Origin of the sequence: Pseudomonas sp. BF-RE-25 (assembly GCF_019956105.1) — a bacterium.
GTDB lineage: Bacteria > Pseudomonadota > Gammaproteobacteria > Pseudomonadales > Pseudomonadaceae > Aquipseudomonas > Aquipseudomonas migulae.
Genome location: NZ_JAHBDB010000081.1, coordinates 1 through 13,941, shown reverse-complemented (window position 1 = coordinate 13,941; position 13,941 = coordinate 1). Strand labels below are relative to the sequence as shown.

The window sequence follows — 13,941 nt, the reverse complement described above, 5'->3', positions numbered from 1 at the left end:
TTTCATGGACGCCATCGCCGGCAAGCCGGCTCCTACAGGATTGAGTTGTGTCAGTGCATTCCGGGGGCGGTCAGAGTTACGCGGTGGCTATGCGAGCGGGTTTGACCGCCGTTTTACGCCCCAACATCACCGTCACGATCACCCCGGCAGCAAACAGCCAGGTGATCGGTTCGATGTGTTCACCGAAGAACAACGCCGAAAACGCGATGGTGAAGAAGATCTGCAACAGCTGGATCTGACTGACCCGGGCAATGCCACCCATGGCCAGCCCGGCGTACCAGGCGAAGAAGCCGATGAACTGCGAGAACAGCGAAACATAACCAAAGGCCCACCAGGTCTTGGCCGAAATTTCGCCCTGGTGTTGCAGCGCCAGGTACACCACCGGTCCGATCAACAGCGGCGTCGACAGCACCAGCGCCCAGCAGATCACCTGCCAGCCACCCATCTCCTTGGCCAAGCGTCCCCCTTCGGCATACCCCAGACCGCCTACGGCAATCGCGCCGAGCATCAGCAAATCACCGGCCTGAATGCTCCCGGCACCGCTGATCAGCGCGTAACCCAGCACCAGCGCACTGCCCAGCGCGGCACAGGCCCAGAAGGCTTTCGACGGGCGTTCGTGGGACAACCACGCGGCGTACAGCGCCACGCACAAGGGTTGCAGGCCGTTGACCAGTGCGCCGTGGGACGCGGGCAAGGTCTGCATCGCCCAGGCGGATAAAACCGGGAAGCCAAGGATCACGCCGGCGATCACCAGCGTCAGGCCTTTGACCTGTTTCCAGGTCGGCCATTTTTCCCTGCGCCACAGCAACAACAGCGCCGCCGGAATCGCCGCGAACAACGCACGGCCGAGGCCGTTGAGCAACGGATGGAGTTCCTGCACGACGATCCGTGTGAAGGGCAGGGTCAGGCTGAAAATCACAACGCCGAGCAGGCCGAGGGCCATGCCGGTGTTTTCGCGCGTGGACATGATGGGAACCAGAGTTCAGGGTGGCGGGAAGTGTCTTCATCTAGCCATAAATCCGGTGGCGGCCGCTGTTACAGCTAGGCGCAGAGTTATCCGTACAGTTTGAGGGCCCCATCGAGAGCAGGCTCGCTCCCACATTTGGAATGCGTTCCCCTGTGGGAGCGAGCCTGCTCGCGATGAACGATAACGCGGTCTTCAAGTAGTAGCTGGTTATTACCCGCCCCTCTGGATAACGACTACCTTGAATACTCCTAAGCATTTCCCCAGAGGAGTCCTCCCCATGGCTGCCAAGAAAATCCTGATGCTGGTCGGCGATTACGTCGAAGACTACGAAGTGATGGTGCCGTTCCAGGCATTGTTGATGGTCGGCCACACGGTGCACGCCGTCTGCCCGGACAAATCCGCCGGCCAGACCGTGCGCACGGCGATCCACGACTTCGAAGGCGACCAGACCTACAGCGAAAAGCCCGGCCATCTGTTTGCCTTGAACTTCGATTTTGCCAAGGTCGCTGAAGCCGACTACGACGCGCTGCTGATCCCCGGCGGTCGTGCCCCGGAATACCTGCGCCTGAACGAAAAAGTCCTGGACCTGGTGCGTGCCTTCGACAAGGCCGGCAAACCGATCGCCGCCGTGTGCCACGGTGCGCAATTACTGGCGGCGGCGGGAGTTCTGGAAGGTCGCGAATGCAGCGCCTACCCGGCTTGCGCACCGGAAGTACGCTTGGCCGGCGGTACGTTTATCGATATCCCGGTGACGGAAGGTCACGTTCAAGGCAATCTGGCCACTGCTCCGGCCTGGCCGGCCCACCCGAGCTGGCTCGCCGGTTTCCTCGGGTTGCTGGGCACCAAAATCACGCTGTAACGAGGGACTTTTTCATGTGCGAGCTCTACGTCAAGGCCGACCCGATTCTCTACGAATCGCGCTCCCGCTCGCTGCGCATCTGCGGGGTGGTCACCACTCTGCGGCTGGAGAATCAGTTCTGGGACATCCTCAGCGAAATCGCCGAGGTCGACGGCATGACCACCAACCAGTTGATTGCCAAGCTGTATGAAGAGGTGATGGATTATCGCGGGGAAGTGGTGAATTTTGCTTCGTTCTTGCGGGTGAGTTGTACGCGGTATTTGTCGCAACGGCGGGTGCAGGCGCCGGAGTTGTCGGTGGTGCGTGCAGTGGTGAAATAGCCCGGACCGTGTCGACCCATTCGCGGGCAAGCCTCGCTCCTACAGGGGAACGCGTTCCTGTAGGAGCGAGCGGTGCGACGATTCGACTTGCCCGCGAAGAGGCCGGTTCAGGCGACAAAAATCCATGGCTGGTCTTTACTCTGAAGCGCGAAACCCCTCAATCGCCAAGGAGAAAAATTATGTCTGGATGGTATGAGTTGAGCAAAACCAGCAACGGCCAGTTTCGCTTCGTGCTGAAAGCGGCGAATGCCGAAACCATTCTGAACAGCGAGCACTACACCACTCGCAGCGCCGCCGAAAACGGCATCGCCTCAGTGCAGAAGAACAGCCCGCTGGATGAGCGCTACGAGAAAAAGACTACCAAGGATGGCCATCCGTATTTCAACCTCAAGGCTGCCAACCACGAGATCATCGGCAGCAGCGAGGCCTATTCTTCCGAGGCCGCGCGGGAAAAAGGCATTGCCAGCGTGAAGACCAACGGCCCGACCACCGTGATCAAGGACAAGACCTTGCCGGTGCTCTAACAACACAAAACCCTTGTAGGAGCCGGCTTGCCGGCGATGGTGTGTCAGCTACACAGGTGTCGACTGACACACCATCGCCAGCAAGCTGGCTCCTACAGGGTTTGGTGATCAGCGTAACGCGTTCAACAAGCCTTGAAGCTGACTCAGCCCAGTCTCACCCAACGGAAACACCGGCAACCGTGGATCGCCCACCTCCAGCCCGGTCGCACGCAAACCGGCCTTGATCGTCGCCGGCAGCCCACCCTTCAAAATGAAGTCCAGCAACGGCAACTGGCGATAGAACAGTTCACGCGCCTTGCTCAGATCGTTGGCCAAAACCGCGTCATACAAATCGAGATTGAGCTGCGCAATCAGGTTCGGCGCCGCCGTGCACCAGCCTTTCGCACCCGCTGCAAACGCCTCCAGCGCCAGCGGATTGCAGCCGTTGTAGAACGGCACCTGACCCTCGCCGAGCCGTTGCAATTGGTGCATGCGCTGGATGTCGCCGGTGCTCTCCTTGACCATGGTCACGTTGTCCACGGTGTTGACGATGCGCAGGATCAGGTCGACCGACATGTCCGTGCCGCTGGTGGCCGGGTTGTTGTAGAGCATGATCGGCACGCCGATGCTGTCGCCGATGGCGCGGTAATGGGCGAGGATTTCCGCCTCGCTGAGTTTCCAGTAAGACGTCGGCAAGACCATCACCACGTCGGCGCCATGGGCTTCGGCGAAACGTGCGCGGCGCACCGCTTTGGCGGTGGTCAGGTCGGATACGCTGACGATGGTCGGCACCCGTTTGGCCACGTGCTTGATACTGAACTCGCTGACCTGGTCCCACTCCGCGTCGCTCAGGTAGGCGCCTTCGCCGGTGCTGCCCAGCGGCGCGATCGAGTGGACGCCGTCGTCGATCAGACGGTCGATGGAACGTCCGAGCGCGTCGAGATCAACGCCTTCGCCATTGGCGGTGAACGGGGTGATGGTGTAGCCGATGATGCCGTGAATAGTTGGGGTCGACATGGCGACGCTCCTCTTGAAAATGCGTGGGTTCAGTTCAGGCAATCGGCGTGTTGGCGCAGGTTCTGCCGAGCGTAGTAGTTGAACGCAGCGCCATGGCGCTTGGGTTTCGAGATCCAGTCGTGGGCTTCACGGCCCAGTTCCGGAATGATCGGCTTGATGGTCCCGGCGCTCATCGCCAACAGTTGCAGCTTCGCGGCGCGTTCGATCAGTTGCGCGATCACACAGGCTTCTTCGATGGTCGTGCCGGTGGACAACTGGCCGTGGTGCGACAGCAGGACCGCGCGCTTGTCGCCGAGGGCGCCGGCAATCAGCTCGCCTTCTTCGTTACCGACCGGCACACCCGGCCAGCCTTCGAGAAACGCGCAGTCGTCGTAGAGCGGGCAGAGGTCCATGTGGGAAATCTGCAGCGGCACTTCGAGCATCGACAGCGCCGCGACGTGCGTCGGGTGCGTGTGAATGATGCAGTTCACGTCCGGTCGGGCGCGGTACACCCAACTGTGGAAACGGTTGGCCGGGTTGGGCATGCCGTGGCCTTCAAGCACTTCCAGGTCTTCGTTGACCAGCAGCAGGTTGCTGGCGGTGATTTCGTCGAAACCCAGGCCCAGTTGTTGAGTGTAGTAAGTGCCGGGCTGCGGGCCACGGGCGGTGATCTGCCCGGCCAGGCCAGAGTCGTGGCCGTGCTCGAACAGAATGCGGCACGTCAGGGCCAGCTTTTGCCGGTCGGTCCACGTATTATCTGCCAGGGTATTTTGCATCTGGGTCAGCGCTTGCTTGACCAGTTGCTCTTTGGGTAATGCTAAGGTCTTGGCCATATCGGTGTCCTTTGGGTGGTTCAATGGACGTCGGATTTGCCGTTCACTCGTTGCTCGCAAGGCCTTGGTGAATGCAAATGACACAAATGATGCTATATGACACTTTGTGTCATTGGCAAGGATGAATCGTTGCCTCCTCGATGGATTAATCGTTCTGCATGTCTATCCGTTTGAAATTACTGAGAAAAAAATTGGGCGTGACGCTCGAGGCCCTGGCAGAAAAATCCGGGATGACCAAGAGCTATCTGTCGAAAGTCGAGCGCGGGTTGAATACCCCGTCCATCGCGGCTGCGCTGAAACTGGCCAAGGCGCTGAACGTCAAGGTCGAGGAATTGTTCTCCGAAGACAGCGTCAGCCTCGATAGCTACAGCCTGGTGCGCAGCCATGAGCGTCAGTCGCTGGCGGCCAATGATGAGAGCCCCGGCTATGCGGTGCTGGCGCATCAGGTGAGTGAGCGCAGTCTGCTGCCGTTTATCATTTATCCGCCGTTCGAATTCGCGGACAAAACCTTCAAGGAACACGTGGGGGAGGAGTTTCTGTTTGTCCACGAAGGGCAGGTGGAAGTGGACTTCATGAACGAGCGCGTGCTGCTCGAACGCGGTGATGCGTTGCACTTCAATGCGCAGAAACCGCACCGGATCCGCTCAGTGGGCGAGGTTCAGGCGCAGTTGCTGGTGGTGGTGCATAGCGCTGAAGAGTGAGCTGCATGAATGGGCGTTTTCGCAAACACCGCACACCCCTGTAGGAGCCAGCTTGCTGGCGATAGCGGTGGGTCAATCAACATCTGCATTGACTGACCCACCGCCATCGCCAGCAAGCCGGCTCCTACAAAATCGGTGTTAGACCTCGACGGGAACGGTGAGCTTGGGACTTCCAAGCGCATGCGTCTTCGAATCAAAAAACCGCAGCTCCGATCCGGTCCCCTCAAACACCTTCGCGTAATGCCGCTTCTGATGCTGGATAAACGCCTTGCTGCGCGGATAAATCGAAATCGCCACCACCTTGGGTTTCGCCTGGCGCAGCGCATGAATGATGTGGCTGTCCTGCTCGCCCAGCGCATGCCCGAAGACGCACAACCCCTCGGCATGCCCCAATAACTGGTCATAGCAAAACGACAGATAATCCGAGCTGCGGATGGTCTTGAGCTTGTCTGCACTCGGCCCTTCGTTCACAAACAGCGGCACGTCATCCAGCGTCTTGATCGTGTTGTTGATCGCAAAGCTGCCCAGCAGCGTGCCTTCGGTCGACATCAGTTTGCGCGCCGTGCCGTCCTGATTACGCACCAGATGCAAACCGCCGTGCAGGTACAGCAGACGGGTTTTATTGGTCGCCGTGGCGCTCAAATCAAACCCTGGCTCGGCACCCTGGAACAGGTCGGTGATCGCATCCGGCTGGTGCTGGATCGCCCAGTAGTTGAGCAAGTCGTAATTGGTGGTGAACACCGTCCGGTAACGGCCCAGTTCCTGATTGATCGTCGCCAGCGTCGAAGGCACCACCAGTCGCCACGGGATGTGCACCGCGTGCACGGTGTTGATCAGCGCTTCCTTGATCGCGTAGTAGCGATTGCGCGGTGCGGCGGAGCTGACGGCCAGGGCCTTGTTCACCCGGCTGGTGGTTTTCAGCGCACCCAGCACCTGCTCGAAACTGCGCGTTTGCATCGCGTCGAACACGCTGAGTTCGGACTGGCTCAGGGGTTTTTCTTCGACGGTGCGGGCGTTTTCGAACAGCGAGTCGTAGCCGAAATCGTCCCAGACCGCGCGGCTGGCGCCGTTGCCCACCAGCAGGCCGCTGATCGAGGCGGTGGCGCGCAGGGCGTTCCAGTCTTCAAGTTGGGCATCGACATCCTGGAAATCGGTCATTGCGGTCGTCGTCTCAAAAAGCAAAAGGTCGGATGGGCGGCGACTTTATCACGACCCGGACTTGAGCCAGATCAAGTTAACGCCGCGCCGATGGGTCGATCCTGTGGGTATCCGCCGGATCGAACCGCCGATACGGCCCAGACCTGGAGATTCGCCATGAGCAGCACGTTTTTCATCCCCGCCGTGAACATCATGGGTATTGGTTGCCTCGACGAGGCCATGGACGCCATCGGCAAGTACGGTTTTAAAAAGGCGCTGATCGTCACCGACGCCGGGCTGGCCAAGGCGGGCGTGGCTGCGATGATCGCCGAGAGGCTGGCAATGAAAGACATCGACTCGGTCATCTTCGACGGCGCCAAGCCCAACCCGAGCATCGCCAACGTCGAGAGCGGGCTGGGCCTGCTCAAGGAAAGTCGCTGTGATTTTGTGGTGTCGCTGGGCGGTGGTTCGCCCCACGACTGCGCCAAAGGCATCGCGTTGTGTGCGACCAATGGCGGGCAGATTCGCGATTACGAAGGCGTCGATCAATCCGAGAAGCCGCAACTGCCGTTGATCGCCATCAACACCACCGCCGGCACCGCCAGCGAGATGACGCGATTCTGCATCATCACTGACGAAACCCGTCACGTGAAAATGGCCATCGTCGACCGCAACGTCACGCCGCTGCTATCGGTCAACGACCCGGCGCTGATGGTCGCCATGCCCAAAAGCCTGACCGCCGCCACCGGCATGGACGCGCTGACCCACGCCATCGAAGCCTACGTGTCCACCGCTGCCAACCCGATCACCGATGCCTGCGCGCTGAAGGCGATGACGCTGATCAGCAGCAACCTGCGCCTGGCCGTGCGCGATGGCAGCGACCTGGCCGCGCGGGAAAACATGGCTTACGCACAGTTCCTCGCAGGCATGGCGTTCAACAATGCGTCCCTTGGCTACGTGCATGCGATGGCCCACCAGTTGGGTGGTTTCTACGACTTGCCCCATGGTGTCTGTAACGCCGTGCTGTTGCCGCATGTGCAAAGTTTCAACGCGCTGGTGTGCGCCGAACGCCTGACCGACGTGGCCCACGCAATGGGCGCCGATATTCGCGGCTTCAGCCCGGAAGAGGGCGCGCAGGCAGCCATCACGGCGATCCGCAGCCTGGCCAGGGATGTGGAAATCCCCGCCGGATTGCGTGAACTCGGTGCCCGCCTCAACGACATCCCGACGCTCGCCAGCAACGCCTTGAAAGACGCGTGCGGCGTGACCAACCCACGTGCAGCGGATCAGCGGCAGATCGAGGAGATTTTCCGCAGCGCGTTCTAAGCGGTTTTACGGCCGGGCGCGATGATCACGCAGAGCATCGCGCCCAGGGCCAGCAACGTGCATAACAGTGACAACGGCCATGCCTGCTGACTGGCGATCAGGCTCGCGATACCACCGATGACGGCAGCCATCAGTTGATGGATGAACCCGCTCAACGCCATCGCATACGCACCGCCGACCGGCGAACCGTCGTTGGCCAGCGCCAGGCTGATCGGGTAATTCAACGACTGGCCGAACACCGCTACGCAGTAGGGCAACCAGAACAACAGCGCAATCGAAGTGCCGGCGATGCTCCCCAGCAACATTACCGCACTGCCGGCCAGCACCAGCCCCACCCCCGCCGTCATCATCCGACGCTGACCGGTGCGCAGCACCAGACCGTTGACCGCCAATGCCCCGAGAAAATACCCCGCGCTAATGGGCCAGCCCAACAGCCCGTATTCCACGGCCGACCAGTTGAACGGTCCTTGCAGAATCAGTGGCGCCGCGGTGTTGAAGGCGATGATCACCCCATAACCCAACCCACCGGTGAGCGCCGGCAGCAGAAAGGCCCTATCACGCAGAATGCGCCAATAGCTCGGCCACGCGGACGACTGAACAGTGTCCTCCACCCGCACCGGGAACGTGACCCGTGCCACGACCATCGCCAGCAACAGACTCACACTGCCCAGCAGGTAGAAAATCGCCGGCCAGCCCAACGCGACCTGGATGACCGACCCCAGATACTGGCCGATCCCCAGCGCCACCACGAAAGAAATCGAAAGCCAGGACAGGGCTTTGGCCAACAGGTCACCACGAAAACTGTCACGGATCAACACCCGGGCCATGACCGAAATTCCGCTGGCGCCGATGCCCTGAACCAGTCTGAAAAAGAGAAAGGATTCCAGCGTCTGGCCCAAGGGCAGCGCAAGGTTGCCCACCCCATAAATACCAAGCGCCGCCAGCAGCACCGGTTTTCGGCCGATGCGCTGACCAAGGCTGCCCCAGAACAGCATCGGCAGCGCCATGCCGATCAGATACACGGCCAGTCCCCACGAAACCTGCGAGGCGTCGGCAGACAGATACCGAGCCATCTCCGGCAGCGCCGGCAGGTAAATGCTCATGCCTAACTGCGCGAGAAAAACCGTGCTGCAGGTGACGAGGAGGGTGGTGCTGCTCTTCATGGAAAGCCTTGGGTGATGTTTTCAGTCGGGCGTTTTGATTGCGGCAAGACTATACCGAGGTGACCGGTCGCGGACGAATCGTCCATGGTTTTGTGTTGCCTGACCTCAATGGCGATATCCTCCCGACTCCGCCACCCCCAAAACCATCGAGCCCTCCATGCTGCAAAAAAGCCTGATCCGCCGTCTCGATCTGATGACCCTTCAACTGTTCGTCGCCGTCCACGAAGAAGGCACGCTGACCCGTGCCGCTGCGCGCGAAGCGATTGCGGTGTCGGCGGCGAGCAAGCGGTTGATGGAGTTGGAGGAGGCGCTGGGCATCAGTCTGTTTGTGCGTCAGGCCAAAGGCATGACCCTGACACCGGCCGGCGAAACCCTGTTGCACCACGCTCGGCAGATGTTGTTCAACGTCGAGAAAATGGGCCTGGAGTTGGGTGAGCACAGCCACGGTATTCGCGGCTATGTGCGGATGCTCGCCAACCTGTCGGCGATCATTCAATTCCTGCCGGAAGACCTGAGGGACTTTTCCGAACGTCATCCGCAGGTCAAGAGCGACCTCGAAGAACGCCCCAGCAGCGGGGTGATTCAAGGGGTGCTGGATGGCGTGGCGGACCTCGGGATCTGTTCCAGCGACAGTGATGTGAAAGGTCTGCACAGCGTGCTGTATCGCCAGGACAAACTGGTGGTGTTGATGTTGCCGGATCATCCCTTGGCCAGCCGTTCCAGCCTGGCGTTCGCCGATACGCTGGACAGCGATTACGTCGGCCTGCACGCCGCCAGTTCCATCAACATGCGCACCCACGCAGCCGCGCGTCAGGCGGGCAAAGTGCTGCGGCTTCGGATTCATGTGCCGGGGTTCGATGCGATGTGCCGGATGGTCCAGGCCAACATGGGCATCGGGATTTTGCCGCAGAAGGCTTATGAACTGTTTGGGCGGGCGTTGGGTTTGCATGCGGTGCCGTTGACGGATGACTGGTCGGATCGGGCGTTGATCATCGTCGTGCGCGATGAAGCGGCGTTGTCGCCGGTGAGCCGGATGTTGTTTGAGCAGTTGCGCGGGCAGGGTTGAGATTATTGTTGGCAGGTCCGGCGCCTTCGCGGGCAAGCCTCGCTCCTACAGGGATCTCGCAAACCTGTAGGAGCGAGGCTTGCCCGCGAAGACTGACCTGAGGTCGCGGCAATTCCTCTACCGACCGTTCGCGTTTGGCGAACGCCCGTTGCCAACTGAAGGTTGGATTCCATTCCCCTCGCTCCTCTAGCCTTGGCGCATATTCCAAGAATAAGAGGTACCCCGCGATGACTGCCCCCCTGAGCGCAATCAAAGTGATCGAAATCGGCACGCTGATCGCCGCGCCGTTCGCCGCCCGCATGCTCGCCGAGTTCGGCGCCGAAGTGATCAAGATCGAAGCCATGGGCCAGGGCGACCCGCTGCGCAAATGGCGCAAGCTGCACGAGGGCACCTCGCTGTGGTGGTACCTGCAATCGCGTAACAAGAAGTCCCTGGCGCTGAATCTGAAATCCCCCGAAGGCATCGAACTGGTCAAGCAACTGGCGACCAGCGCCGACGTGCTGATCGAAAACCTGCGCCCCGGCGCCCTGGAAAAACTCGGCCTGGGCTGGGACGTGCTGCACGCGCTCAATCCCAACCTGACGCTGGTACGCATTTCCGGTTACGGCCAGACCGGCCCCTACCGCGACCGCCCGGGTTTCGGCGCCATCGGCGAGGCCATGGGCGGCATTCGCTACACCACCGGCACCCCCGGTTCGCCACCGGCGAGGGTGGGTGTCAGCCTCGGTGATTCCCTGGCGTCTTTGCACGCGGTGATCGGTGCGTTGATGTCGCTGCTGCGGGTCAAGACCGGGCAGGGCGGCGGGCAAGTGGTCGATGTGTCGCTGGCCGAAAGCGTGTTCAATGTCATGGAAAGCCTGGTGCCGGAATACGACATGCTCGGTCATGTCCGTGAACGCAGCGGCGGTGCCTTGCCGGGCATCGCGCCGTCCAACACCTACCTGACGGCCGATGGCGCCTACGTGGTGATCGCCGGTAACAGCGACCCGATCTACAAACGATTGATGGAAGTGATCGGTCGCCGCGATCTGGCCGAAGCGCCAGAGTTTGCCCACAACGATGGCCGCGCCTTGAAAAGCAATGTGCTCGACGCCGCCATCACCCACTGGACCAGCAGCCTGCCCATCGATGACGTGCTGGCGGCCCTGGAGGCCGCTGAAGTACCGGCTGGGCGCATCTATTCCGTGGCCGACATCGTCGCCGACCCGCACTATCAGGCGCGGGACATGTTGCTCAGCGCCGACCTGCCCGGCGGCGCGAAAGTGAAGATGCCGGGCATCGTGCCCAAACTTTCCGAAACCCCCGGCGGCGTGAACTGGTCGGGGCCGGGCCTGGGCCAGCACACCGACGGGATTCTCGCGGGGCTGGGCCTGACGGATGCGGACATCGAACGCCTGAAAACTGAAGGGGTGGTGCAATGATCACTGATTTTTCCGAGAGCCTGATCGTTCAGGAAGTCTCCCCGCGCGACGGCTTGCAGATAGAGCCGACCTGGGTGGAAACGGTCGACAAAATCGCGCTGATCGATCAGCTGTCACTGGCTGGATTCAGCCGCATCGAAGCCGGCTCGTTCGTGTCGCCCAAGGCCATCCCCGCACTGCGCGATGGTGAGCTGGTGTTCAAGGGCATCATCCGCCAACCGGGGGTGATCTATGTCGCGTTGATCCCCAACCTCAAGGGCGCGCAACGGGCATTGGCGTGTCGCGCCGATGAGCTGAACCTGGTGATGTCCGCCAGCCAGACCCACAACCTGGCCAACATGCGCATGCGTTGCGAAGCTTCATTGGCCGCGTTCGGCGAGATCGTGCAATACGTGGGCGATACCCCTGTGCGACTGAATGGCAGCATCGCTACCACTTTCGGTTGCCCGTTCGAGGGCAAGATTGATGAGGACCGCGTGCTGCAAATCGTCGATGAATATCAGGAGCTCGGGATTCAGGGCATCACCTTGGCCGACACCACTGGCATGGCCAATCCACGGCAGGTGGATCGGCTGGTGCGGCGGGTGTTGCAGCGGGTTTCGCCAGCGGATCTGACCCTGCATTTCCACAACACCCGCGGCCTCGGTTTGTGCAATGTGCTGGCGGCTTACGAGGCGGGTGCCCGACGCTTCGACGCGGCCCTCGGCGGGCTCGGTGGTTGCCCGTTTGCACCCGGTGCCTCGGGCAATATCTGCACCGAAGACCTGGTCAACCTGTGCGATGAAATCGGCATTCATACCGGCATCGATCTGCCATTGTTGCTGAATCTGTCGCGAGGATTACCCGCGCTGCTCGGCCACGAAGTCCCCGGACAACTGGCCAAGGCCGGCCGCAATTGCGACCTGCACCCGGTGCCTTCCTGACTCACCCAACACCCCTGTAGGAGCGAGGCTTGCCCGCGAAGGCGGCCTGTCATTCAACATTTCTAACGACTGACACACCGCCTTCGCGGGCAAGCCTCGCTCCTACAGAACGAACCACAACAAACCAGACAACAAAAACAATCGGACACCCACGGGAAGTCCGCCTGGAGAAACAGCATGAGCCTTAACGTACTGGAGGCGGGCGCGAGCCCGTCCGTTAGCCACGACGAAGAAAAAGCCCTGGTCAGCAAAGTCGCCTGGCGCCTGATGCCGCTGATCATGGTCTGCTACCTGTTCGCCTTTTTCGACCGTATCAACATCAGCTTCGCCAAGTTCCAGTTGCAGGCCGACCTGAGCCTGAGCGACACCGCGTACGGCCTCGGCGCCGGGCTGTTCGTGGTCGGTTACGTGATCTTCGAAGTGCCGAGCAACATGATGCTGTACAAGGTCGGCGCCCGACGCTGGATCGCCCGAATCATGATGTCCTGGGGCCTTGCGACGGCGGCGATGGTCTTCGTCAACAGCGAATGGCAGTTCTACGCGCTGCGCTTCGTGATCGGCGCGATGGAAGCGGGTTTTGCGCCGGGCGTACTGTATTACCTGACGCTGTGGTTCCCGCAGCATTATCGTGGGCGCATCACCTCGATGCTGTTCCTGTCATCAGCATTTGCCGGGCTGGTCGGCGCACCGTTCTCCGGGCTGGTGCTGCAACACCTCGATGGTTTCCTGGACATGCGCGGCTGGCATTGGCTGTTTCTGCTCGGCGGCGTGCCCTGCATTGGCCTCGGTTTGCTGGTGCTGACCTTGCTCAAGGACCGCATCGAAGACGCTCATTGGCTGACACCGTCGGAGAAGACGTTGCTGGCCAGCCGCATCGCCCACCACGAACCGCACAAGAGCGGTGGCTCGCTGCTCGCCGCGCTGCGGATTCCCGGTTTTCTCACGCTCGGCCTGATCTACTTCCTGATTCAGGTGGCGTCCTACGGCTTGAACTTCTGGGCACCGCAACTGATCCGCAGTGCAGGCACCGAGAGCCCGGTGATGATCGGTTTGCTGACGGCGATTCCGTACATCTGCGGCGCTGTCAGCATGGTGGTGATCGGGCGGTTGTCCGACTCGACCGGCGAGCGGCGCAAGTTTGTCGCCGGGCTGGTGGCGGTGGGCGCGCTGGGGTTCTTCTGTGCCGGGATCTTCGCTAACCACACGACTTTCCTGATCGTCGCGCTGGGCTTGCTCGGCGCCGGGATCATCGCCTCGATTCCGAGCTTCTGGACCCTGCCACCGAAACTGCTGGCCGGTGCCGGCGCAGGGGCTGCGGGCGGGATCGCGGTGATCAACACCCTCGGCCAGTTCGGCGGCATCGTCAGCCCGGTCATGGTCGGGCGAATCAAAGACCTGACCGGCAGCACCACACCGGCGCTGTACGTCATCGGCGTCTGCGCGCTGATCGCGGTTGCGCTGTTGTTGTGGGGGTTGCCGCAAAAACTGCGCACACTCGACAAATTTTAGGGAAGTACACAACCCTGTAGGAGCCGGCTTGCTGGCGATGAGTCCCTCGAAAACTGCATCGCAATCCCAAACCGCAATCGCTGGCAAGCCAGCTCCTACAGGACCGCGGCGTTCAGGAGTTAACGATCGCTCCCAAAGTACGCACAACCCTGTAGGAGCCGGCTTGCCGGCGATGAGTCCCTCGAAAACCGCATTGCAATCCCAGACCGCAATCGCC

The 13,941-nt window shown here is 61.1% G+C and carries 14 protein-coding genes; 9 read left to right on the top strand and 5 right to left on the bottom strand.

What is annotated here, in order from left to right:
- Window positions 1–76 precede the first annotated feature (76 nt).
- Entirely contained in the window at window positions 77–967 is an 891-nt protein-coding gene (locus KGB24_RS27295) for a DMT family transporter (RefSeq protein WP_008025702.1), read from the bottom strand.
- 277 nt (window positions 968–1,244) lie between these two features.
- Here KGB24_RS27295 and KGB24_RS27290 point away from each other — a divergent pair, with 277 nt between their 5' ends.
- The 3 genes from KGB24_RS27290 to KGB24_RS27280 all read left to right on the top strand — a co-directional run bounded on the left by KGB24_RS27290 (window position 1,245) and on the right by KGB24_RS27280 (window position 2,670).
- Complete coding sequence (locus KGB24_RS27290) at window positions 1,245–1,826, top strand: DJ-1/PfpI family protein (protein WP_008025704.1); 582 nt, start codon at window positions 1,245–1,247, stop codon at window positions 1,824–1,826.
- 14 nt (window positions 1,827–1,840) lie between these two features.
- Window positions 1,841–2,146 carry a ribbon-helix-helix domain-containing protein gene (locus KGB24_RS27285; protein WP_008025707.1) on the top strand — a complete coding sequence of 102 codons (306 nt, stop codon included), beginning with the start codon at window positions 1,841–1,843 and terminating at the stop codon, window positions 2,144–2,146.
- A gap of 179 nt (window positions 2,147–2,325) precedes the next feature.
- Complete coding sequence (locus KGB24_RS27280) at window positions 2,326–2,670, top strand: YegP family protein (protein WP_008025708.1); 345 nt, start codon at window positions 2,326–2,328, stop codon at window positions 2,668–2,670.
- 108 nt (window positions 2,671–2,778) lie between these two features.
- Here KGB24_RS27280 and KGB24_RS27275 read toward each other — a convergent pair whose 3' ends face one another.
- Window positions 2,779–3,666 carry a dihydrodipicolinate synthase family protein gene (locus KGB24_RS27275; RefSeq protein WP_223413778.1) on the bottom strand — a complete coding sequence of 296 codons (888 nt, stop codon included), beginning with the start codon at window positions 3,664–3,666 and terminating at the stop codon, window positions 2,779–2,781.
- Window positions 3,667–3,695: 29 nt separating this feature from the next.
- Window positions 3,696–4,478, bottom strand: coding sequence for an aldolase (locus KGB24_RS27270; protein ID WP_008025714.1), 783 nt, complete (start codon window positions 4,476–4,478; stop codon window positions 3,696–3,698).
- A gap of 158 nt (window positions 4,479–4,636) precedes the next feature.
- On the opposite strand from KGB24_RS27270, the gene KGB24_RS27265 reads away from it, so the two are divergent.
- Entirely contained in the window at window positions 4,637–5,179 is a 543-nt protein-coding gene (locus KGB24_RS27265; RefSeq protein ID WP_008039507.1) for a helix-turn-helix domain-containing protein, read from the top strand.
- Between the two features lie 138 nt (window positions 5,180–5,317).
- On the opposite strand, the gene KGB24_RS27260 is transcribed toward KGB24_RS27265, so the two are convergent.
- Window positions 5,318–6,337, bottom strand: a complete 1,020-nt coding sequence (locus tag KGB24_RS27260) for a DUF4917 family protein (RefSeq protein WP_223413777.1) — start codon at window positions 6,335–6,337, stop codon at window positions 5,318–5,320.
- Window positions 6,338–6,493: 156 nt separating this feature from the next.
- Here KGB24_RS27260 and yiaY point away from each other — a divergent pair, with 156 nt between their 5' ends.
- Window positions 6,494–7,642: an L-threonine dehydrogenase gene (gene yiaY, locus KGB24_RS27255; RefSeq protein ID WP_008025719.1), complete on the top strand. Its 1,149-nt coding sequence runs from the start codon at window positions 6,494–6,496 to the stop codon at window positions 7,640–7,642.
- Here yiaY and KGB24_RS27250 read toward each other — a convergent pair.
- Window positions 7,639–8,805, bottom strand: a complete 1,167-nt coding sequence (locus KGB24_RS27250) for an MFS transporter (protein ID WP_223413776.1) — start codon at window positions 8,803–8,805, stop codon at window positions 7,639–7,641. The two genes, yiaY and KGB24_RS27250, sit on opposite strands and share 4 nt — an antisense overlap.
- 157 nt (window positions 8,806–8,962) lie before the next feature.
- Here KGB24_RS27250 and KGB24_RS27245 point away from each other — a divergent pair, with 157 nt between their 5' ends.
- The 4 genes from KGB24_RS27245 to KGB24_RS27230 all read left to right on the top strand — a co-directional run bounded on the left by KGB24_RS27245 (window position 8,963) and on the right by KGB24_RS27230 (window position 13,724).
- Complete coding sequence (locus KGB24_RS27245) at window positions 8,963–9,871, top strand: LysR family transcriptional regulator (protein WP_223413775.1); 909 nt, start codon at window positions 8,963–8,965, stop codon at window positions 9,869–9,871.
- Window positions 9,872–10,098: 227 nt separating this feature from the next.
- Window positions 10,099–11,292 carry a CaiB/BaiF CoA transferase family protein gene (locus KGB24_RS27240; RefSeq protein ID WP_207286759.1) on the top strand — a complete coding sequence of 398 codons (1,194 nt, stop codon included), beginning with the start codon at window positions 10,099–10,101 and terminating at the stop codon, window positions 11,290–11,292.
- Window positions 11,289–12,215 carry a hydroxymethylglutaryl-CoA lyase gene (locus KGB24_RS27235; RefSeq protein ID WP_223413774.1) on the top strand — a complete coding sequence of 309 codons (927 nt, stop codon included), beginning with the start codon at window positions 11,289–11,291 and terminating at the stop codon, window positions 12,213–12,215. Before KGB24_RS27240 ends, KGB24_RS27235 begins: the two co-directional genes overlap by 4 nt.
- Window positions 12,216–12,392: 177 nt before the next feature.
- Window positions 12,393–13,724 carry an MFS transporter gene (locus tag KGB24_RS27230; protein WP_223416128.1) on the top strand — a complete coding sequence of 444 codons (1,332 nt, stop codon included), beginning with the start codon at window positions 12,393–12,395 and terminating at the stop codon, window positions 13,722–13,724.
- The last annotated feature ends 217 nt before the right edge of the window (window positions 13,725–13,941 follow it).